This window comes from Prevotella histicola (assembly GCF_055385135.1).
Genome location: NZ_AP043793.1, coordinates 809,481 through 831,641, shown reverse-complemented (window position 1 = coordinate 831,641; position 22,161 = coordinate 809,481). Strand labels below are relative to the sequence as shown.

Below are 22,161 nucleotides of genomic sequence, written 5' to 3'. Positions count from 1 at the left end.
ATAGTCAATTATTGCAAAAAATATAATTAGTCAGCCGTTTTTTGGAAATTTTTATCTAATTTTGCAGGTCGAGATTGCAGGTTGCAATCGCCCGTTTAGATAACAACAAAATCACATATGGGAAAGAAAATTCAGTTCAGTCTCATTTATCGAGACATGTGGCAGAGCTCTGGTAAGTTCCAGCCACGTAAAGATCAGTTAGTGCGCATCGCACCTGTGTTCGTTGAGATGGGGTGTTTCGCACGTGTAGAAACCAATGGTGGTGCTTTTGAACAAGTAAATTTGCTGGCTGGTGAGAACCCAAACGAGTCAGTACGTGCCTATACAAAGATTCTGCATGAAGCTGGTATCAAGACTCACATGCTTGATCGCGGTTTGAATGCATTGCGTATGTATCCTGTACCTGATGATGTTCGTGCGATGATGTATCGTGTAAAGCACGCTCAGGGTGTAGATATTACTCGTCTTTTCGACGGTTTGAATGATATTCGTAACATTGCTCCAGCTTTGAAATGGGCAAAGGAAGGTGGTATGACTCCACAGGGTACACTCTGTATCACGACCTCTCCTGTTCACACATTGGACTATTATACAAAGCTGGCTGACGAAGAAATTGCAGCTGGTGCAGAGGAACTTTGCTTGAAAGATATGGCAGGTATTGGTCAGCCTGTATTCCTTGGTGAGCTGACTCGTCGTATCAAAGAGAAGCATCCAGATGTTCTTCTTGAGTATCATGGTCACTCTGGCCCAGGTCTTTCAATGGCTTCTATGTTGGAAGTTGCTAAGAATGGTATCGATATCCTCGATGTTGCAATAGAACCACTGTCATGGGGTAAAGTTCATCCAGACGTTATCTCTGTACAAAGTATGTTGAAGAATGCAGGCTTTGATGTACCTGATATCAACATGGATGCCTATATGAAGGCTCGTGCTATGACCCAGGAATTCATTGATGAGTGGTTAGGTTACTTCATCAACCCACAAAATAAGATTATGAGTTCTTTGCTTCTTAGCTGTGGTTTGCCTGGTGGTATGATGGGTTCTATGATGGCTGACCTCGGTGGTATCCGTTCAACCATCAATAATCTCCGCAAGAAGAAGGGTGAGCCTGAGCTCTCTGTTGACGACATGCTTATCAAGTTGTTCGATGAAGTAGCATATGTTTGGCCACGCGTGGGTTATCCTCCATTGGTAACTCCATTCTCACAATATACTAAGAACATCGCATTGATGAACCTCCTCACCCTTGAGCAGGGTAAGGGTCGCTTTGTTATGATGGATGATTCAATGTGGGGTATGATCCTCGGAAAGAGCGGTCGTGTGCCAGGTGAGATTTGTCAGGAATTGAAAGACCTTGCAAAACAGAAGGGACTTGAGTTCACTGATGCTGACCCACATACATTGTTGAAGAATAATCTTGAGGATTTCCGCAAGGAAATGGACGAGAATGGCTGGGATTATGGTCAGGATGAAGAGGAACTCTTCGAGCTTGCTATGCACCCAGAACAGTATCGTAACTACAAGAGTGGACAGGCTAAGAAGAATTTCTTGGCTGACCTTCAGGCTGCTAAGGACGCTAAACTCGGTGCAAAAGTTAGTCCTGAAGAGGCTGCAGCATTCAAACATGCAAAGGCAGATGCACTTGTTTCTCCTGTCAAAGGTCAGTTGTTCTGGGAGTTCCAGGGCGATGCCGAGGCTAGTCCTGCTGTAGAACCATTCATTGGTAAGGCATATAAGGAAGGTGATATATTCTGTTATATCCAGGCTCCTTGGGGTGAGTTCGTCACAATTCCTGCTGCTCTCGGTGGTAAGTTGGTTGAAATCAACGCTAAGCAAGGTGCTAAAGTGAACAAGGGTGATGTTATTGCTTATATCCAAAGAGACGAAAAGTAAGGACTTAAGCTAAACAATATAACTACGATTCATTCACGAATTATAAGGCCGGAACGCTTTCATAGTTTGTGAATGGATCGTTTTTCTTTTTGTATGGGCAACAATGCTCATAATAAAAAGGAAGATAACGGTGATATGTTGAAAGCAGATACTCCCGATACTGATTGCCTCTAAAGTATGGATTTACGCAGCCTATTAACAAAGAGAATATACAAAGAGGAGGTGAAACATCTTGCTTCCATGGTGCAGTCTTCCTTTGATGACCGTGAATTCGCTGAGTTCTTTCAACTCTTATACGATGAGGATGCAAGGGTTTCAGAGAATAGTGCATGGATAATGAGTCATTTTAATAAAGTAGGATGGGGACGGTTAAACAGTAAAAAACAATCCCTCATGGAAAAAGCAATGCATACTTCCAGTACCACAGAACTACGTTTGTTGCTCACTATCATCTCAAAGTTGTCTGTTTCAGAAGAAGAAATAGCAATACCTTTCTTGAATTTTTGCCTTGATAACATCACAACTATGGCTCAATCAGTAGCTGTAAAGTCGCTCTGTATCTATCTTTCTTTTCAGCAATGCAAGTTCTTTCCAGAGCTTTTGCAGGAGTTGCAAACGATATTAACCTCTTATGATGGTGTATCTTTGTCTCCGGGACTGAAGAGTGCACGGTCAAAAGTATTACAAGCAATAGTAAAAAACAATAGAAGAAACAAATAGCAATGAATTATCAAGCCATCATAGACAAGTATTATCCTGAAGAAAATGAATTAAAGCATATCTTGCTTGTACATAGTAGAAGCGTAGCTGATAAAGCATTGATGGTGGCTGAACGCCATCCAGAGTTACATCTTGATTGTCAATTCTTGGAAGAAGCTGCCATGTTACATGATATTGGGATCATTCGTTGTGATGCTCCAGGCATCCAATGTTTTGGTTCTGAACCTTATATATGTCATGGTAGATTGGGGGCAGAGATGCTTCGTAAGGAAGGTTTTCCGCGTCATGCCCGTGTCTGTGAACGGCATACAGGAGCAGGTGTTACACGTGAACAGATTATTAATCAGCATCTTCCACTCCCAGAACAAGACTTTTTGCCAGAGACAATGGAAGAGAAAGTGATCTGTTATGCGGATAAATTCTTTTCAAAAACACATCTTGATAAAGAGAAAACAGTTGAGCAGGCAGAACGAAGTCTTGCAAAGTTTGGTGAAGAAGGAGTCCTACGTTTCCGTGAATGGGAACAAATTTTTTGTTAAAAGAGTATATTTTCTTATTTGTAAAGCTTGTTTTTACATTTTATATAGATATGAAGTAGCATTGCTACTTCATTTTGTTTAATACAGTATAGGTCATTTTTCCTTTGTTTTTGTCTATACTTTGGAATAGTAAGTCTTTGAGCTTTTGATTTTATGAATTTATAAACTTATTGTATATTGATAATTCTTTCTTCTTTCATTGTGTAGGAAGTAATGAATTGTTAATGTATTTCTATGTATCAATATGCTTCTATTATGAAAAATAGGGATAATCTTATTAAAAACTTATAAATAGGTGTTGCCCTTTTATATTTTATGTTTAACTTTGCCAAAGTAGTCTAATGACATTTTACTTGGCGAAGTATCATAAAGCACAACCTTCTACCTCTTTAAATAAAAGGTACAAGATATATATAATTTAAACCAAAAGCGTATGAAGAATATTTACTATTTGCTATTATTAGTTATTGTAACTCTGGTGTCAAGCAATGCCGTGGCTGATACTCCAATCAAGCTAAGGGTTGATGATTCCAGCAGAGTTGTGGTGAAAGTTAATTACCATCCAGTTGATATTTCTAATGGTTTGAATAAACTGGATGTTCCTCAGTACGGCTCAGTACAGATTGAAGCCGTAGACGGATGTTATCTTAAAGAGGTATCTAAGCCTAACAAGAGCGAAGGTGGGAATATTCCTATGAGTATCTCGTCTATGCGAAACTGTAACCTATATATCTCGGATGAAGATAAGAATGTAACTTTTACGGTGAAGAGTGGAATCTTTGATGAAGCGCGTACAGGCTTTTGTATCGTTAAGATTGATGATGCATCTAAGGTTAAAATGGTGCGTTATGAATCTCAGACGGGAGTAAATCTGAAGAATGGAGATAACGATGTAAAGTGGATTCCTGGAGCAGAGAAGACCTTAGTGATTACTAATGCCAATTATGGAGATGCTCCTATTTATCGTGTAACATTAGATGGTGTGGAGGTGGAAAGCTCCAGTAACCAGTTCTTTGTTACTCCTAAGGATGGTAGTGTAGTTAATATTACCGCAAATTATCCCGATGTTGATTATGCAGTAAAGTTTAATTTCTCTGATAATGCTGCTAAAAATGTTATCTCAAAGGTGATGATTGATGGGGTAGAGGTAGCTAATTACAATGAAGAAGGGTTCAAGGTAAAGGCTGGGAAAAAGTTAACGCTTACATTTGATAAGGTAAATTACTCTTTAGATGGGTTTAAAGTCAACGGTGAATCTATATCTCTTTATGGTCCTTATGAATGTATTGTGAAGAACGAAATGAACTTTGAGATATCAGCACATAAGTATGCTACGGTAAAATCTACGCTAAATGTGGATAAAGCTGCTAATGTTACTGTTTATCAAGGACAGAGTTATAATAATAAGGTGATATCAGTCCATGATGGAGAAAATGTTTTGGAGTTGAATGAAACAAATAGTATGATTCAGATAAAGCCGAATAGTGGTTGCAAAATTGATTCGGTGAAGGTCAATGGTAATCATTTCTCTATTGGATATGATGGTGCTTGTGAGATTAAACTGACGGAAGGAATGAGGGTTGATGTTGCAACTTCAGCCATTGTACGTGACCAAAAGGCAACTGTTTTTATAGATGATATAAGTCTGGCAAACTATGGTTTCAATTTCTATCGTACTGATCATTCAACGGTACAGATGCAGTCTGGTGAGAATACACTGATGTTCTCGAAAGATGATCACCACTTCATGTTTGGTGCTTATGGTACTGATATGAGTAAAATGGTGGTGAAACTGAATGGAACAGTACTTGATCCAACTTATCCTGGTGGGTCAAGTTTTGAGTTTGATTTAAAAGATAATGACCGTTTGGAAATCTTATTGAAAGGTGAAACTAATGGTATTGATTCCGTAGGACATGTAAAGGGGAATGAAAGAAAGGTTTATCGTATAGATGGAACTTGTGTGACAGGTGAGAATTTGCCACGCGGTTTATATATTATTGATGGTAAGAAAGTATTAATTAACAAGTGAAAAGCTAATGAGAAAAATTCTACTTACAATTCTTTTGTTTGGAATGGTGGGTGCAGTATTTGGTCAATCCAAACTTGACCTGCAAAGTCAGATGGAGCTGCAGAGGCTTCGAAACACCTCCATTCCCACTTATAATGCTCGTACACGTTCCTTCGAACGCCCTAAAGTTGCCCAACAAAACACTTTAGCCATGGTTGAGCTCATGGGAGGATGTACTCGTGAAGATCTCGAAGCACAAGGTGTGGAAGTCTTAAGGGTACGTGGTAATATTGCAATTGTAGCGTTACCCGTCTCTGATGTTGAGCGTATTTCTACATTGACATGTGTTTATCGCATGGAACTTCCACGTCGGCTTTTTCAGAAGATGGACGTGGTACGTGCAGAGATAGGTGTAGATAAAATCCATAAAGGTATAGAATTGCCTCAAGCCTATACAGGAAAGGGTGTCGTAACGGGTATTGTTGATGGTGGTATTGACCCTAATCACATCAACTTTCTTAAGCCTGATGGCTCAACTCGCTTTGGTTATATCAGTAAGATTATAGCCGCTCCGAATGAAAAGAAAGGCTATCATTATTATAATTATTATCCTCGTGCCGTACTTGACACTTTGTCAAATCGTGATGATACATATTCTATTGAGGATGATTTCACTACAGATTCTCCTACAAACTTCCATGGAACGCACACAACAGGAATTATGGCAGGAGGTTATAAGGGGAATATAACATATGCAAAGACAAATAATGATACGACAAGTTACCTCGTAGAAGCTCCAAATCCATTCTATGGTTGTGCTACAGAGTCTGAGCTTGTGGCTTCATGTGGTGATTTACGCGATATGTATATAGCTTTTGGAGTTGATGATATCGTTCAATATGCATTACTATCGGGCAAGAAACCAAAGCCATGTGTTATAAACCTTTCCTTGGGAAGTAACATTGGAGTACATGATTCTACAAGTGTGATGAACAAGTTCCTTGCAAAAGAAGGAGAACATGCTATCATTTGTATTGCTGCAGGTAATGAAGCTGATAAGGCTGTTGCCCTTAAAAAGAACTTTGAACATGCGAATGAAATGGTTAAGACATTCATTACCCCAATGGTTCCTGATACGCTAAAAATGGGGAAGAAGGCTTACATTAACTTTCGGAATGGTCAGATAGCTGCGTATAGTAATGATTCTACTGCTTTTGATTTTCAGATTGTTGTAACCAATACAAAGCGTGGAAATCATGCTGTAGTACGTATCCCAGTCATTGGCAATAGCGATGGAAAAGCAATAACTTATGCTTCGGGAGGAGATGATTACGCAATCCCTGGTGCTATTATTAACCCAACCTTTGCTAAGGCTTTTGATGGTTATGTTACTGCTGCTTCTGCTATTGATCCTGAGACGGGACGTTATTATGCAATGGCTGAGATAATGACCAGTGATAATCCAACTACAAACAAGGATGGAAACTATAAGTTGTCCTTGGAGATTAAAAGTAAAAAGGATGGTCAGAATGTAGAAGTTTATGGCGATGCACGCTATGTTTATTTCGATAGTAATAAGCAATCAGGATTTGTTAATGGAACACGAAATGGATCTATCAGCGATATGGCATGTGCAGCGAATGTTATTTCTGTAGGTAGTTATAATGTTCGTAATCATTGGTCTTCATTAGATGGCTATGTGTATGGCTATAATAAGAGAGGTGAAAATGATGATTTCCCTCCTGGGGAGGCTTCTCGTTTCTCTTCTTTTGGTACACTTGCTGATGGAAGAAACCTTCCTCTTGTATGTGCACCAGGTGCTTCAGTCATCTCTTCAGTCAATACTTATGCTGTGAATAACCCTGAATTAGGGTATACTGATGCTGGCTTACAAGGTAAACTAAAGAAAGGAGATAAGACTTACTATTGGCATCAGTCACTCGGAACATCTATGGCAACACCGGTTGTTGCTGGTGCTGTAGCTCTCTGGTTAGAGGCTAATCCTAAGCTAACTTGTAAAGATGTGGCACGTATCATTAAGGAAACAGCTCGTAGAGATTCCTTTGTGGTGAATACAGGTGACCCAGTACAGTGGGGAGCAGGTAAGTTTGATGCCTATGCAGGTTTGAAACAAGTTCTAAAAGAGAAGGAGTCAACTGGGATTAATGGTGTTAAGGTAGCTGCTGAAAAGAATATTCCAGTCATCACTTCAACAGGTGAACGTTCATTTACTGTATTCCTTGCCGGTGCAAAACAGTTGAATGTACGTGTTTATACACTCTCTGGTCAACTTGCTCATACACTAGTTACTCAAGGTGATGAGACTAATATTAATGCTTCTGCATGGAGTAAGGGAGTTTATCTTATCCAGGTGAATGGGGGCAGAGCACAACGAATTATTATTTACTAACGTATATGAAGAATAGATTTACTTTCCTGTCATCAACGTTCTTACTATTGATGACAATGTTATTGAGTTCCCTTGCTGTACAGGCACAGGAAGAACAAATCATCAGATTCCATACGAATATACCTGCAAAGGCAAAGAGTGCAGGTATCCCAGCACAAGTATCTTTCGTACTTGGAGCATCTGATGATGATCAGACTGTCAGTATAGACTGTGGTTCTGGTGATCAAGAGTTTGATGTAAAGAAAGCTATAATAGGTGTAGAGAGTGGTGAACAAACCATCAAAGGTTCCCTTTTTACTGGTACTGTCACCGATGAAGGATGGGTAACCATTACTGGTGATCCAACTAACATCTATTATTTCAATGCTTCTGGCAATGAGATTGATAAGATAGAGTTTAGCAAGAACCTTCGGATTAAGGTGTTGAATTTGGAGCATAACACTCTGAATGCTTTAGATATTAACAACCTGAAGAGCCTACAAGTTATCTATTTGCAGGATAATCCTTTTACGGCATCAACTCCATTGATGATTGGTAATTTACCAGACTTGGTTGTTTTGGAGATTCCACAGATAGGACATATCTCTCCTGATTTCACACTTCGTAACTTCCCTAACCTTCGTTCTTTCGATGCATATCACACATTGGGGTTGAAGACTGTTGACCCTGCAGGATGTCCTAAGCTGCAACGTCTGAGTCTTGATATGACGAATGTTGAGACAGTAGATATCTCTAAGAACCCAGAACTGCAGATTTTGAATGTAGGTGACTCTCGTGTGAAGTCTCTTGATCTGAGTAATAACCCTAAAATCACTCAGCTTTACATCTCTCATTCCTCTGGAACAGTAAATACTGATGTTAAGTTTGATAATATAGATGTTACCCATTGCCCTGAACTTTATTATTTCTATTGTGGCGGTAATAATCTGAAGACTCTTGATTTGAGTAAGAATCCTAAGCTCTTTACGCTCTCTTGCGATCGCAACCTCCTGAGAAATCTGGATGTAAGCAATAATCCTGCTCTTTATAGTGTCAATGTTCGTTATAATTACATGGACTTTGCTACTCTTCCTTGGCCAGGTAACTGGTTCGAGTATTACCATGAGCAGAATCCAATGGAGCTTAATGATACATATAAGGTGGGTGACGTTATTGATTTGAGTAATCGTGTTCTGCGTGCAAGGACTACGACTGATGCAAAGCTTTATCGTGTTCCTAAGGCTGATCCAACCAAGCCTGTTGAGTTGGATGATTCTTATTATTCTTATGCTGATGGTAAGGTAACGTTGAAGAAGGCACTCGATGATGAAGTATTTGTACAGTTCACTAACAGCGTTCTAAGGGATTATCCTATTCGTACTGAGAACTTCAGAGTTAAAACTGTTGCTGATTTCGGAAAGGATGTAAAGGCTATCGAACTGACAAGTCTTGGTTCTGCAGGTTCACCAGTGAAGATGTCTGTTGGTATCTTGGGTGCTTCTGAGGCTAATCCTGTTACTGTAAAGGTTGATTTAGGTGATGGTGAGACGACTCCTATTCAGATTAAATCTGATCATCCTTCCCAGGCAAACATTGATGCAATACGTACCGGATCAGGTAATATTATAGTTTATGTCCCACAAGACCGTTATGTAACGACGTTGGAATCAGATGGTCAGTACATTGATAACATTGATCTTTCTGCACTGACAGAGCTACGTGTTCTTACTTTGAAGAATGCTGGATTGATGACAATCGACCTTGGATATAACAATAAACTTCAGAAGCTTGACCTGTCTGGCAACCAGCTTAGACGTGTTGACCTCCGTGGTCCTTCTTCTTATTTCTATAAGAGTAAGCTTTCAGACATTAACGTCAGCCATAATCAGTTGGATTCACTTCTCTTTAATGACCTCTATGCGGTTAGAACTCTGAACATCAGTCACAATAATTTGAACAGTCTGGATGTCTCAGATGCTGATAATCTGCGTACACTTGATATTTCTCACAACAAGTTTACACGCCTCTTGCTCAATCATAGTGAGCTTGTTGAGGATATAAATGCATCAGACAATGCCCTTACTGAGGTGAAGATTCCACCTGTAGCACCAGTTCAGAAGCTGAATGTCAGTGGTAATTACTTCACACTTGCTACTATGCCTAATGACTTTGGCTTAGCTCGTGGTAAGTTTATCTATGCTCCTCAGCACATTCTTGAGATATCAAAATCGTCTCCAGGTATTGATCTTTCAGAGCAGAACATCACGAAGAACGGTGCAAATACACAGTTCATTTGGAAGAAGAAGGACGGTCAGCCTTTGCAGTTAGGTACTGATTACACAATCAGCAATGGCTCTGCGAAGTTCATTAACTTGGCTCTTGATTCTATTTATTGCGAGATGACACATCCTGCTTATCCTGATTTCCAGGGTGCAAATGTGTTCAAGACTACTTATGTTCATCCTATTGCTTACCCAAGATATGAGTTGGCGAACTTCACAACGATTAATCGTACAGACAGTGTTGCTCTATCTTTAGCAAGTCCTGTGGATGGTACTTCTGTTTATTTTGAGTGGAATGGCGATGGTAATGTTACCCAGTATACGCTTGGAACAACCTATAAACTCTTCCGTGCTAAGTCAAAAGAGAACACGAAGGTGCGTGTTCTTGTGGCAGAAGCTAATGATAAGCTGAAGATTTTCAGTGTGTCTGGCGTCAAGATGAGTCAGGCTGACCTCTCTGGACTAAAGGATGCGAAGGTTATAACGGTTGCTGAGGCTGAGTTGCCTGCTATTACTCTTCCTGCAACGGCTCCTAATCTGACCGATTTGAATCTTGATGGTAATGAGCTGACAGAGATTGATTTGTCCAAGTTCCCTAAGCTCTTCGCGTTGTCTTTGGTTAACAATAAGCTCAAGACATTCGATCTTTCTCCTGCAAAGAGCCTTGGTCTGGCTTATCTTTCAGGGAACAAGATGAAGGAGATTAAGTTTGATAACCCACATTTGTGGAATCTTGATTTGAGTAAGAATGACTTTGAAACCATCTCTCTTGATAAGCTTCCAGAGCTGGAGCAGTTGTGGTTGAACTCTAATAAGCTGACGAAGGTTGATGTTTCAAAGAACACTAAGCTGCGTGTCCTCAATGTTGTTGACAACAAGCTGAAGTTCTCTACGATGCCTCTTCCTGAGAGTAACGGCAGAAAGTTCGATAAATACTCTTATAATCTCCAGGCTCCTATCGATGTTCAGTGCGTCAATGGTAAGGTTGATCTGAGCTCTGAGGCTGTTATTGCGGGTAAACCTACTACTTATCGTTGGTTCGATGGTAAGGTTCAGTCTGTTGACGGCGTGCTGCAGGGTGAGGAATTAACTGCGAACGATGAGTATACAGTTGAGAATGGTGTGACAACCTTGAAGCTTACGGACACCTTTACGAAGCTGGTATGTATTCTTGCGAACGAGAACTTCCCTAATGCACTGTTGAATACGAACTATATTACCTTCACACCGACTGACGGTATTGACGAGGTCAAGGCTGGTGAAGAGGTGAAAGTACAGTTCGTTGCTGGCGGAATTAACGTTCTTGGTGCTCGAAACCACACGCTTGCAGTCTATACGATAGATGGCAAACTGGCTTATCAGAGCAAGGTTAATACTGATGAGCAGCGTGTTTCTCTGGCTCCAGGTGCATACATCGTGCGTGTAGGCAACAGAGCTTCTAAAGTTGTTATCAAGTAAATAACACGTTCTAAATAGCCCGATGAAGGGTAGAGAGGGTATGTCCGAAAGGCATATCCTCTCTTTTTTATGCGTAAAGAGGATGCTTCTTATGTGGAATATACTTTACATTTGATTTTCTCATTATAGCTTTTTCCTGCCTTTCTTTATACCTTAAAATCGGTTAGATATGACCTTATAGGGAAAAAGTATATACCTTTTCGGCAAAAAGTATATACTTTTCAGTCAAAAAGTATATACTTTTCAGGCAAAACGATAGTACTTTTTGGGCAAAACGATAGTACTTTTTGCCTAAAATGATAGTACTTTTTACCTAAAACGATAGTACTTTTTGCTTAAAACGATAGTACTTTTCTGAAAACAGCTTAGTTCGTTCTGTTAGAAAGTATGCATGATTTCTGTAAACCGTTGGATATCAATTGCTTACAAAAACATAGCGTTAAACCGCCCAAAACGGGAGTATTTGACCGTAAATATACCCTTTGTGAATAGCACCGTCAGAATGATAGTCGGAATTAACAATATTCTATTACAAAATACTTCCCTACGGTTTATGCGGACATTCCTCATGAATCGTCGCCGTTCTCTCGGTCCGCTGATTGCGCTGAGCATACTTTTTAGCTGACGAGCAGCGTATTTCAATGCCCTAATGTCTTTATACTTATGGGAATTGCTTACCTTTGTATGCAACTAAGAATACATCACAACGATATGAAAAAACATCTTATTTTGCTTTGCGTGTTAGCTTTCTCAGCATCGCTACACGTCGTGGCACAATCAATCAGGAAGCAGATTGAGTCACATCCTGAACTTTCTGCCAACAATTACCTTGCTTATCCCGCACCATCGGGCAAGCTTACGCCTGCACCTTCGGGCTATCTTCCCGTCTATCTATCGCATTATGGGCGTCACGGTTCGCGCTATCTCATTCATGCGCAGCAATATCTTCGCCCGATCGAAACGCTTCAGCGGGCTGATTCGGCTGGCGTTCTGACCAATGAAGGCAAGGAAGTTCTCAAGAAATTACGCCTCATGTACACCGAATCCTATAAACGTTGGGGCGAACTGACACTGCTTGGCGCCCAGCAACATCAGCAGATCGCACGGAGAATGTACAATCGTTTCCCCTCAGTCTTCCGTGATTCAGTCTGGGTAGATGCCAAGTCTACGGATGTTATCCGCTGCATTCTTTCCATGGAGAACGAGCTGCAGGAGCTCATTCGGCATAATCCTCGCCTCAGAATCAGGCATGATGCAAGTGCGCATGACATGTATTACATGAATCAATCGGACAAGAAACTCTCCCATCAAAAGGACAGTAGCGCCGTAAAGAAGACGATTGACGAGTGGGCAAAGCGCAATATTGACACGCAACCTCTGATGTCCCGCCTCTTTAAGGACAAGGAATACGTGGCAAAGAAGGTGGACGCATCGCAGCTTACATTCGACCTTTTCAGTCTTGCAAGCATTGTTCAGAACTCAGAAATACGCCATTCGCTCTCATTATACAACCTCTTTACACCCGAAGAACTGTATCGGCTCTGGCAAAGAAGCAATGCTTGGTGGTATTTACGCTATGCCAGCGCACCGCAAAGTGGAGGCAATCAACCCTTCTCGCAGCGTAATCTCTTGCGTAAGATCATCACTGATGCCGACTCTTGTCTGGCTCTTCCTCATCCAGGAGCAACACTTCGCTTCGGACATGACACGATGGTTATGCCGCTGACATGCCTGCTTAATCTTAATAATAGCGACATCCGAGTGTCAGATATAGACAGTCTTGCCCTTAAAGGTTGGAGTTCCACACGCATTGTTCCCATGGCAGCAAACATTCAGTTCGTGTTCTTTAAGAATCCGAAGCGTCCGAAAGATGATGTTCTTGTGAAGGTTCTGCTCAATGAAGAGGAAGTAACGCTGCCACTTCCCAAGACTTCCACACCGTATTATTACAAGTGGAGTGACTTTAAGAAGTACTATCTTGCCAAGCTGAATGCCTATCGCGGATAAAAACCATAAGCCTTCCTCGGCTGAAGGTCTATAGTAAAAACCCGGAATCATAAAACAAAGAATAGGGACAGACGCTCTTGTCTGCCCCTATTCTTTTGATGTTTTCTCATTTCTGATGTGGACCTGGTGGGAGTCGAACCCACGTCCGCACAAGGAAACCATACGCTTTCTACACGTTTATTCCAGACTTTGGTTTTCGTATGTCGGCAAGACCTGGACCACCAACCGACATCTTATCCTCTAAATCTTCATCAGTGCAGCGAGGCATACACTGACTATTTCCGATTGAACCTGCATCGCTTACTCTCCGGATTCGGAACAACATCCTCGGAGCGATGTCTCGTTCAGCTATCTAATAGCCGAATAAAGCCAGTAACCTACTGTACTTCGGTTAGGCAGCGAGAGCGTAATTGTTTTCGCCAATTAATTGTTTGATAGCTGATATTTAGGAGCAAACTAACGACGCTCCGCGTGCTTACGTACCATTTCGTCTTGCCGTCAAATCCAAACAAGCCCATAGTACAATGAGGATTTCTGTGCTTTTGATGGAAAAAATATTCCCTTCATTGCGCTTTCATGCCTCATTCAGTTCATTTGAACTGGGTTGCAAAAGTAATCAGACTTTGCGAATTTACCAAATGTTTGGCGCTTTTTTAATAAAAATTGCCAGCCTCGTACATCTTATTGTGTGAGGCTGGCAATGTTTTTATAGGATTATCTCCTCGTTTATGCTTCTTTATCGTACTCCAAATGGAAGTTGATAATTGTTTCAATACCCTTTAGCCAGAGATCAACAGGCATATTCTCGTTTGGAGAATGGATGGCATTTGATTCCAGACCGAAGCCCATGAGGACACTCTTAGCACCAAGTAGCTTTTCAAAGGTTGAGATAATTGGAATAGAACCACCAATGCGAACAGGCAATGGGCGCTTTCCAAAGACAGTCTCGAAACCTCTTTCGGCAGCTTTATATGCTGGGAAGTCGATAGGACAGACGTATCCGTAGCCACCATGGTGCTTCTCCACCTTAACTGTTACTGTGTCTGGAGCAACACGATTGAAGTAGTCTACTACTAATTGGCTGATCTTGTTGTGATCTTGATGGGGTACAAGGCGTGATGAAATCTTTGCATATGCCTTTGAAGGTATGACTGTTTTGGCACCATCACCCGTATATCCACCCCAAATACCGCATACATCGAATGAAGGGCGATAGCCTGTGCGCTCAATTGTGCTGTAGCCTTCCTCGCCGAAGAGAGCCTTTACGCCGATAGACTTCTTGTATTCTTCCTCATTGAAAGGTATAGAAGCAACGAGTTTGCGCTCCTCGTCTGATGCTTCTTCCACATCATCATAGAAACCAGGAATACGTATTTTGCCGTCAGGACCAGTGACATCTGCTATCAACTTACAAAGAACATTGATAGGATTAGCTACTGCACCGCCGAAAGTTCCTGAGTGTAAGTCGTGGTCAGGACCAGTAACTTCAATCTGCCAGTAGGACAATCCGCGCAGGCCAGTGGTGATAGAAGGTACGTCAGGACTAATGATTCCCGTATCAGATACGAGGATTACGTCACATTTCAGTAAGTCTTTATGCTCTTCAATGAATGGACCAAGACTTCCAGAGCCAATCTCCTCTTCACCTTCAAAGATGAATTTCATGTTATGTTTCAGCAGGTTATGCTTGTTCAGATACTCAAAAGCCTTTGCCTGCATGAATGATTGTCCCTTATCATCGTCTGCTCCACGTGCCCAGATATGCCCATCCTTAATGACTGGTTCGAATGGTTCTGTCTTCCATAGCTCGAATGGTTCAGCTGGCATCACATCATAATGACCATAAACAAGGACGGTCTTTGCCTTTGGATCAACCATTCTTTCAGCATAAACCATTGGATTTCCCTTTGATGGCATGACCTCAGCTTTGTCTACTCCTGCCTGCAACAAGAGCTCTTTCCAGCGTTCTGCACAACGTACCATGTCCTCTTTATGAGCTGTTTGTGCACTTACGCTTGGTATGCGTATCAGACTGAATAGCTCCTCGAGCATTCTGTCTTTGTTCTCTTCTACATATTTCTTAATCATAGTTATTTGGTATTTTATGGTGTTATATCTTTCCTATTTGAATGTAATTAATTCCTCCATGACACTGATGAATGATTCAACTAATGGAAAGTAAGGTTTCACTTCATCTTCTGTTGCATTATACATATCATCATAATCTCCTGATTGACGCAGTTCATACAAACGTGAGAACAACCTTCCATATGTCTTATCTATCATCCCAGTTGATACAAACTGCTGCCCAATAATATGAATAGTCCCCGCATGTGTCTTGGCTGATAGACCTTTATCTAGCAATAAAGCCTGTGCCATGTGGTAAACCGTGTAATATAAACGATTGCCAACAAGCGTCCAATGCCCGAGCTTAGCGTTATCATAAGCTTCCTTTAGAACCGACTTCGCCTTCTGTATTCTGTAGGTTACGAGTACTCTTCTCTCACCGTTTTTTAGCATAAAGCAATCCCATCTAGTTCTATATTATCCCGGAAAGGAGTGTGAGAGCGAGTGCTCCATTCTTTTAAAGTATATACAATAGGATGAATCATCGCATTGATTTCCCAGCCAAGTTCCCAGAATGGATAAGTGAACTTATCATGGTCTGCCACCTCTATCTTATCCTTGTCTAATAGGATAAGAATATCCCAATCGGAATCCTCACGAGCTTCACCACGTGCCTGAGAACCGAAGAGTATTATCTTTCCATTCTCTGGTTTTAACTTCATTGCAACGTTGCGAATGGAGTTAAATACGTCTGTATGTTTCATCCTCGTAGTCATTTGCTCGCAAATTTAAGCATGATTTATGACTTTTGCAAGTTTTTCCTTTGGTTTTTCTTTTTTGTTTCTTCGTCTGATACAGGTGTTTCCTGCCTCTTGTAACAAATAGAATAGCTTTCTTTGAGTATTGCTTGTAATGTTATTAATGTAAAGATGATTCATAGTTCATTTTCAATAGGTGCCTTTTTGCGTTGTAAAAGACGCCCTTTTGCATTGTAAAAGATGCCCTTTTGACATGCAAAAGGTGCCCTTTTAAACTTCAAAAGGGCACCTTTTAGAATGCTATCTGCAATCATTTGAAAGACTGATAGTTACAAGCCCGGAGAAAAGAGGCTTCCTGTCATCTTGTAGATAATTGTGGAATAGACTTTGTAAAAGTGTTTCTTAAGATTGCTTTTTGTCTATCTCTCTTAAGACTTTAACTGCATCCTCTACACTCTTCACGTCATTTACCACCATAGAACGTTTACCGTTCCGTTCTTTCAGGTTGCAACGACGGGGATGATAACCTATGTAATTAAGTACTTTGTCAAAGGCTTCACTCTGATAGTACATACTGTTTGGGTTGGAAACGAACTGCATCTGCATGCGTCCTTGCTTGAGAATAATCTTCTCACAGCCCAATCGTTTACCCACTCTTCGCAGTGCAACGACCTGCATAAGTTCCTCTCCTTGGCGTGGAATAGGTCCAAATCGGTCTTGAAGACGTTTACGATAAGCATCAAGATCTTCATCTTTCTCTATATTATCCAGCTCCCGATAGAGTAGCATGCGCTCAGAACTTCCTGGTACATAGTTATCAGGGAAGTACATCTCAAGGTCGCTTTCAACAGCACAATCATCAATGAAATCATCGCCTGTAATCTGCTTTCCTTCGTTCATCTCCTCTTCATAGAGATCCTGGAACTCATCATTTTTCAATTCGGTGACTGCCTGACTGAGTATCTTCTGATAGGTCTCATAGCCTAAGTCCTCCATGAAGCCACTCTGTTCAGAGCCTAAGAGATTGCCGGCACCGCGTATGTCTAGGTCTTGCATAGCAAGGTTGAAACCACTACCGAGGTCGGAGAAGGTCTCAAGAGCTTCCAGGCGGCGGCGTGCTTCTGGGTTCAGTGCTGATAAAGGTGGTGCTAAGAGATAACAGAAGGCTTTCTTATTCGAGCGTCCCACACGTCCACGCATCTGGTGAAGGTCGGATAATCCGAAGCGATGGGCATCATTAATAATGATGGTATTGGCGTTAGAGATGTCTATTCCGTTCTCTACTATGGTTGTGGAAAGCAGTACATCATAATCATAATTCATGAAGCCAATGACAATTTCTTCCAACTCTTCAGGTTTCATCTGTCCGTGTCCTATAGCGACCCTACAGTCTGGGACATACTTTTTAATGAGGTTAGCAATCTCAGGAAGGTTACTGATACGGTCGTTAACGAAGTAAACCTGTCCGTTACGGCTCATCTCGAAGTTAATAGCATCAGCTATAACCTCATGTGAGAAGGATGCTATCTCGGTTTGAATAGGGTAGCGGTTGGGAGGGGGAGTGCGCATAATACTCATGTCGCGGGCTCCCATCAATGAGAATTGTAGTGTTCGTGGAATAGGAGTAGCAGACATTGTGAGCGTGTCTACATTGGTTTTCAGCTGGCGTAACTTCTCCTTTGTTGACACACCGAACTTCTGTTCTTCATCAATAATAAGCAGTCCGAGGTCATGCCACTTCACAGATTTACCAATCAGTTTGTGTGTCCCAACGAGAATATCAATCTTTCCTTCAGCCAAATCAGCCAATACTTGTTTGGTTTGTTTCGCACTTCGGGCACGTGAAAGGTAGTCAACACGTACTGGCATGTCCTTCAATCGGTTCTTAAATGTTTGGTAATGTTGGAATGCCAAGACGGTTGTTGGTACCAATACTGCCACTTGTTTGTTATCGACAGCAGCTTTGAAAGCAGCACGAATGGCAACTTCTGTCTTGCCAAAGCCCACATCACCGCATACCAAACGATCCATAGGACGCGCACTTTCCATGTCTTGCTTCAGCTCCTGAGTAGCTTTTACTTGGTCAGGAGTGTCCTCATAAAGGAACGAAGCCTCCAGTTCATGTTGCATAAAGGAGTCAGGAGAGAAGGCAAAACCTTTCTCTTTTCGCCGCTTAGCATACAGCTTGATGAGGTCACGTGCAATGTCTTTGATTCTTTTCTTCGCACGTTCTTTCAGCCGATCCCATGCTCCTGAACCAAGAACTGACAGCCGTGGTGCTTCACCAGAGTCTCCTCTGCGGTATTTACTGATCTTATAAAGTGAGTGGATGGATACATCTACGATGTCGTTATGCTGGTAAACAAGGCGTATCATCTCCTGATAGGAGTCTCCGGCAGGCACTCGGACAAGTCCGGCAAACTTACCAATACCAAAGTCAACATGTACAAGGAAGTCACCAGGTTCCATCTCTTGCAGTTCTTTCATCGTCAATGCCATCTTGCCTTGACGTGCCTTATCCGACTTGAGGTTGTACTTGTGGAATCTATCGAATATCTGATGATCAGTGAAGAAACATACTTTCAGGGTGTTATCAACAAAACCTTCATGCAGCGTTCGGTTGACAGCAGTGAAAGGAAGACCCTCAACGGTTCTGCTTTTATCCCCTTTATTCAACGAAAGAGAACTATCTGCAATAGACAGATTCTCGGAGTCCGGAGATAAGTTTCCGCTTGATAAGGAATCAAATATGTCCCTTAAGCGTATCGTTTGTTTCTCACTGTCAGCGAAGATATACAGCTTATAATCCTGGAGAAGATAGTCTCTCAAGGTCTTTGAGAGAAGCTCAAAGTTCTTATGGAAGAGTGGTTGCGGGGATGTTTGGAAGTTTATTGTTGCTCGATGATCACCTTTTTTCCTTGTATCATCATTGATAGAGTGATTTATTCCGAACTCTATGCGGAGGAAATCGAGCGCGTTATCCATAAAAAGAGAAGCTGTAATGAGTTGGCTTTCCTTGCGGAAAGCTTTCTCAATCTCCTGTTGTTCCACTTCGTTTTTCCCTTCTAAGCTATCGACTAATGCCTGGGATGTAAAGCCATCTTGGTAGATTCCTTCTATGGTGTCACGAACATAGAGGAAGTCTTTGAATGCCAATACCGCATCATTGGGTAGGAAATGGAGAAACGGAACCTTCTCTTCAGAGAGTGTTGCAAGCTCTGGAACAATCTCAATACGTTTTAGTTTCTCGTTGGACAGCTGACTCTCAACTTCAAAAGTACGGATGGTTTCAATGTCATCTCCGAAGAAGTCAACACGATATGGAAGCTCACTGGAGAAAGAATAAACATCGATAATACTACCGCGTACGGCAAATTGTCCTGGTTCATAGACATAATCGGTCTCAGAAAAGCCGAATGAACGTAACGTTCTCTCAACTTCTACAATGTCAATATGCTGATCAATAGTCAGTGTCAGGCGTCTCTCGTCTAATTGTTTTTTGGAAACTACCATCTCTGAGAGGGCAGATGGTTCGGTAACAATATAGAGTGGGAGAGTGGAAGAGTCTTCTTTTTCCGTTGTTAGGGCTGACAAACGCGTCAAGACTTCAGTACGTAGAATCTCGTTTCCTGCATCTCGTTGCCCGTATTTCACGGCACGTCGGTAGGATGAAGGAAAGAAAAGAACCTCTGCAACTTTGTCTTTATTATCATCAGGCATGGCAATTGTTTTCAGATCATTATAGAAATAACCAGCCTCATCGTTATCATTGAGAACAAAAACAGTTGTCTTTTTCCACTTTTCAGCTATAGAAGCAAAGAGCATTGGGGCAGCTGATGCCACGAGTCCTTGCAGGAAAATGGTCTTGATGGACTTATCTTCCTGTGTCTTTATCAATGCACCTACCTGTGGTAAGGTTGCATATAGTTTCTGTATATCCTGTATCTTCATCGCTAGTGCGTTGTAAATGCAAAGTTACAACATTTATCTTACATACTGATAAGAATATAAAATATCGCCTTGCTGGTACACTATTTATAAAGAGTTCGGGAACAGCACGAATGGAGTTGACCATCAGCTCCACTGGTGTTAGGCATCAGCTCCACTGGTGTTAGGCATCAAAATGTTTATGAAAGAGCAAGAATGGCATGTGTTAATCATGTTTTTAAGAGGGTATTTATGAGACTCTTAAGACTGATTCTGTATGGAAAATGTTTACGGAATACTAATGATTAAACGACAACAGCCATAACTCCGAGAAGTTATGGCTGCTGATATATGGTCTTTTGTGTAATCAAATAATGTGTATTCTTGTTGCTTTTCGAAAAGAGATAATTCCCTTTAGTTTTGTGGTTTAGGATATTTCTTGAACCATCCGTCCATGCGTAGGCGCATAACACCAAAGAAAGCTTCAGAGAAAATACCACCTGACATCTTGCTAGTTCCCTCCCTGCGATTCACAAAGATGACTGGTACTTCTTTTATTTTGAAGCCTATCTTATGGGCAGTGTATTTCATTTCAATCTGGAAAGCATAGCCCTTGAAGCGGATTTGGTCTAAAGGAATAGTCTCTAAGACACGACGACGGTAGCAAACAAACCCTGCTGTGGTGTCATGAACATGAAATCCTGTCACTGTTTGGACGTACTTGCTGGCGAAATAACTCATCAAGACCCGTCCTATAGGCCAGTTAACAACGTTCACACCACTTACATAGCGTGAGCCAACTGCAACATCATAGCCTTCATCATGTGTGGCGGCATAGAGACGAGGCAGGTCGTTAGGGTCATGACTGAAGTCTGCATCCATCTCAAAGATATAGTCATAACCATGTTCTAAAGCCCATTTGAAGCCGGTGATGTAAGCCGTTCCCAATCCTAATTTACCTGTTCGCTCAATAATAAAGAGGCGGTCGGTAAACTCAGTCTCCATCAATCGGTGTACAATCTGTGCTGTACCGTCAGGACTTTCATCATCAATTACCAAGATATGAAAGAACTTTTCTAATCGGAAGACGGCACGAATGATTTTCTCGATATTCTCTTTCTCGTTATAGGTTGGTATAATTACGATACTATCACTTGTCATTGGCTTTCAGTTTTTGGGTTTATTAAAAGTAATACAAAAGTAGTACATTTCTCTGAATGAAGCAAATCTGTGTTTCTTTTTATTGTTTTTATTAGGACATGGGTAGAGATATGTGATGTTATTGGTCTGGATTTTCTATGAAACCTTGATACTTTGGTTCTATACCAGACATGACTGCATCATAGGATTCTGCCATTGTTTGTTTCTCGAACTCTGTCCCTTTGCCTTTTGGAAAGATAGGTTCGTGAATGGTAAGGCTAAGAGGGTGCCACATAGGAAAGCTCCAATCTCTTGTACGGGGCATGATATCGAAGGAACCATTGATGGTCAATGGACATACAGGAAGTTGTAGTTCATCGGCAAGCATGAAAGCTCCACGACGGAATTTACCCATATGACCAGTAAAAGAACGGGCACCTTCAGGGAAAACAACGACTGACATACCCTCTCGAAGGGTCTTGCGTGCTTCGTCATAGGTCTTCTTTATCTTGCTTGCTCCACTCTTATCTACGAAGATATGATGGGCATATACACAAGCGATACCTACCAAAGGAATCTTCCGAATACCTTTTTTCATCATCCATTTGAAGTTACGGCCCAAGAAGCCATAGATGAGAAATATGTCAAATGCACCTTGATGATTGCTCACAAAGACATAGCTTTGCTTGGGATCTAAATGCTCTCTCCCTTCAACTTTTACGGGTAAGAAGAGCAAACGGATAGTAAGCCATGACCACCATTTGCCTGGATAGTAGCCCCAGAAGTGTCCATTGCCAAATCTACAGCCAATAACTGTTGTCAAGGCGGTAAGAGTTGATGTTATAATAAAGATGGGAAGCGCAATAAAGAAGGTGTAGACTCCATAGATGAGACGTGCTACCAACGTTATTACAGAAGGATGATTCTTCTTGTTTCTTGGGGAGATAGAATTGCTCATAGAATACTTTTA

The 22,161-nt window shown here is 41.4% G+C and carries 13 protein-coding genes and 1 other RNA gene; 7 read left to right on the top strand and 7 right to left on the bottom strand.

Annotated features, from left to right (window positions below; genetic code table 11):
* Positions 1–117: 117 nt before the first annotated feature.
* The 7 genes from ACZ48L_RS03505 to ACZ48L_RS03475 all read left to right on the top strand — a co-directional run bounded on the left by ACZ48L_RS03505 (position 118) and on the right by ACZ48L_RS03475 (position 13,299).
* On the top strand, positions 118–1,893 hold the full coding sequence (locus ACZ48L_RS03505) for a biotin/lipoyl-binding protein (RefSeq protein ID WP_008822812.1): 1,776 nt from the start codon (positions 118–120) through the stop codon (positions 1,891–1,893).
* A 177-nt stretch (positions 1,894–2,070) separates the two neighbouring features.
* Positions 2,071–2,613 carry a hypothetical protein gene (locus tag ACZ48L_RS03500; RefSeq protein ID WP_025792337.1) on the top strand — a complete coding sequence of 181 codons (543 nt, stop codon included), beginning with the start codon at positions 2,071–2,073 and terminating at the stop codon, positions 2,611–2,613.
* Positions 2,614–2,615: 2 nt separating this feature from the next.
* Positions 2,616–3,152 carry an HDIG domain-containing metalloprotein gene (locus tag ACZ48L_RS03495; RefSeq protein ID WP_025792338.1) on the top strand — a complete coding sequence of 179 codons (537 nt, stop codon included), beginning with the start codon at positions 2,616–2,618 and terminating at the stop codon, positions 3,150–3,152.
* A gap of 433 nt (positions 3,153–3,585) precedes the next feature.
* Complete coding sequence (locus tag ACZ48L_RS03490) at positions 3,586–5,184, top strand: hypothetical protein (protein WP_025792340.1); 1,599 nt, start codon at positions 3,586–3,588, stop codon at positions 5,182–5,184.
* Positions 5,185–5,191: 7 nt separating this feature from the next.
* Positions 5,192–7,573, top strand: coding sequence for a S8 family peptidase (locus ACZ48L_RS03485; protein ID WP_025792341.1), 2,382 nt, complete (start codon positions 5,192–5,194; stop codon positions 7,571–7,573).
* A 5-nt stretch (positions 7,574–7,578) separates the two neighbouring features.
* Positions 7,579–11,292 (top strand): leucine-rich repeat domain-containing protein, encoded by a 3,714-nt coding sequence (locus tag ACZ48L_RS03480; protein WP_025792343.1) that lies wholly within the window; start codon positions 7,579–7,581, stop codon positions 11,290–11,292.
* Positions 11,293–12,003: 711 nt separating this feature from the next.
* Entirely contained in the window at positions 12,004–13,299 is a 1,296-nt protein-coding gene (locus tag ACZ48L_RS03475) for a histidine-type phosphatase (RefSeq protein ID WP_025792344.1), read from the top strand.
* 115 nt (positions 13,300–13,414) lie between these two features.
* Here the strand turns inward: ACZ48L_RS03475 and ssrA are convergent.
* From ssrA to ACZ48L_RS03440, 7 genes are all read right to left on the bottom strand, one after another.
* Positions 13,415–13,815: a transfer-messenger RNA gene (gene ssrA / locus ACZ48L_RS03470) on the bottom strand.
* 210 nt (positions 13,816–14,025) lie between these two features.
* Entirely contained in the window at positions 14,026–15,387 is a 1,362-nt protein-coding gene (locus ACZ48L_RS03465) for a dipeptidase (RefSeq protein ID WP_008822803.1), read from the bottom strand.
* Between the two features lie 33 nt (positions 15,388–15,420).
* Positions 15,421–15,819 carry a HEPN domain-containing protein gene (locus tag ACZ48L_RS03460; protein WP_025792346.1) on the bottom strand — a complete coding sequence of 133 codons (399 nt, stop codon included), beginning with the start codon at positions 15,817–15,819 and terminating at the stop codon, positions 15,421–15,423.
* Positions 15,813–16,130 (bottom strand): nucleotidyltransferase domain-containing protein, encoded by a 318-nt coding sequence (locus tag ACZ48L_RS03455; RefSeq protein ID WP_025792347.1) that lies wholly within the window; start codon positions 16,128–16,130, stop codon positions 15,813–15,815. The genes ACZ48L_RS03460 and ACZ48L_RS03455 overlap by 7 nt, the downstream gene beginning before the upstream one ends.
* A gap of 396 nt (positions 16,131–16,526) precedes the next feature.
* Positions 16,527–20,075, bottom strand: a complete 3,549-nt coding sequence (mfd, locus tag ACZ48L_RS03450; protein WP_025792348.1) for a transcription-repair coupling factor — start codon at positions 20,073–20,075, stop codon at positions 16,527–16,529.
* Between the two features lie 390 nt (positions 20,076–20,465).
* Positions 20,466–21,212 (bottom strand): polyprenol monophosphomannose synthase, encoded by a 747-nt coding sequence (locus ACZ48L_RS03445; protein WP_025792349.1) that lies wholly within the window; start codon positions 21,210–21,212, stop codon positions 20,466–20,468.
* 118 nt (positions 21,213–21,330) lie between these two features.
* On the bottom strand, positions 21,331–22,149 hold the full coding sequence (locus tag ACZ48L_RS03440) for a lysophospholipid acyltransferase family protein (protein WP_025792350.1): 819 nt from the start codon (positions 22,147–22,149) through the stop codon (positions 21,331–21,333).
* Positions 22,150–22,161: the final 12 nt, after the last annotated feature.

Coding starts and splice junctions, on each gene's coding strand:
- mfd (WP_025792348.1), bottom strand. CDS start 20,075: ATGAAGATACAGGATATACAGAAACTATATGCAACCTTACCACAGGTA.
- ACZ48L_RS03505 (WP_008822812.1), top strand. CDS start 118: ATGGGAAAGAAAATTCAGTTCAGTCTCATTTATCGAGACATGTGGCAG.
- ACZ48L_RS03490 (WP_025792340.1), top strand. CDS start 3,586: ATGAAGAATATTTACTATTTGCTATTATTAGTTATTGTAACTCTGGTG.
- ACZ48L_RS03475 (WP_025792344.1), top strand. CDS start 12,004: ATGAAAAAACATCTTATTTTGCTTTGCGTGTTAGCTTTCTCAGCATCG.
- ACZ48L_RS03485 (WP_025792341.1), top strand. CDS start 5,192: ATGAGAAAAATTCTACTTACAATTCTTTTGTTTGGAATGGTGGGTGCA.
- ACZ48L_RS03440 (WP_025792350.1), bottom strand. CDS start 22,149: ATGAGCAATTCTATCTCCCCAAGAAACAAGAAGAATCATCCTTCTGTA.
- ACZ48L_RS03460 (WP_025792346.1), bottom strand. CDS start 15,819: ATGCTAAAAAACGGTGAGAGAAGAGTACTCGTAACCTACAGAATACAG.
- ACZ48L_RS03500 (WP_025792337.1), top strand. CDS start 2,071: ATGGATTTACGCAGCCTATTAACAAAGAGAATATACAAAGAGGAGGTG.
- ACZ48L_RS03495 (WP_025792338.1), top strand. CDS start 2,616: ATGAATTATCAAGCCATCATAGACAAGTATTATCCTGAAGAAAATGAA.
- ACZ48L_RS03445 (WP_025792349.1), bottom strand. CDS start 21,212: ATGACAAGTGATAGTATCGTAATTATACCAACCTATAACGAGAAAGAG.
- ACZ48L_RS03455 (WP_025792347.1), bottom strand. CDS start 16,130: ATGAAACATACAGACGTATTTAACTCCATTCGCAACGTTGCAATGAAG.
- ACZ48L_RS03480 (WP_025792343.1), top strand. CDS start 7,579: ATGAAGAATAGATTTACTTTCCTGTCATCAACGTTCTTACTATTGATG.
- ACZ48L_RS03465 (WP_008822803.1), bottom strand. CDS start 15,387: ATGATTAAGAAATATGTAGAAGAGAACAAAGACAGAATGCTCGAGGAG.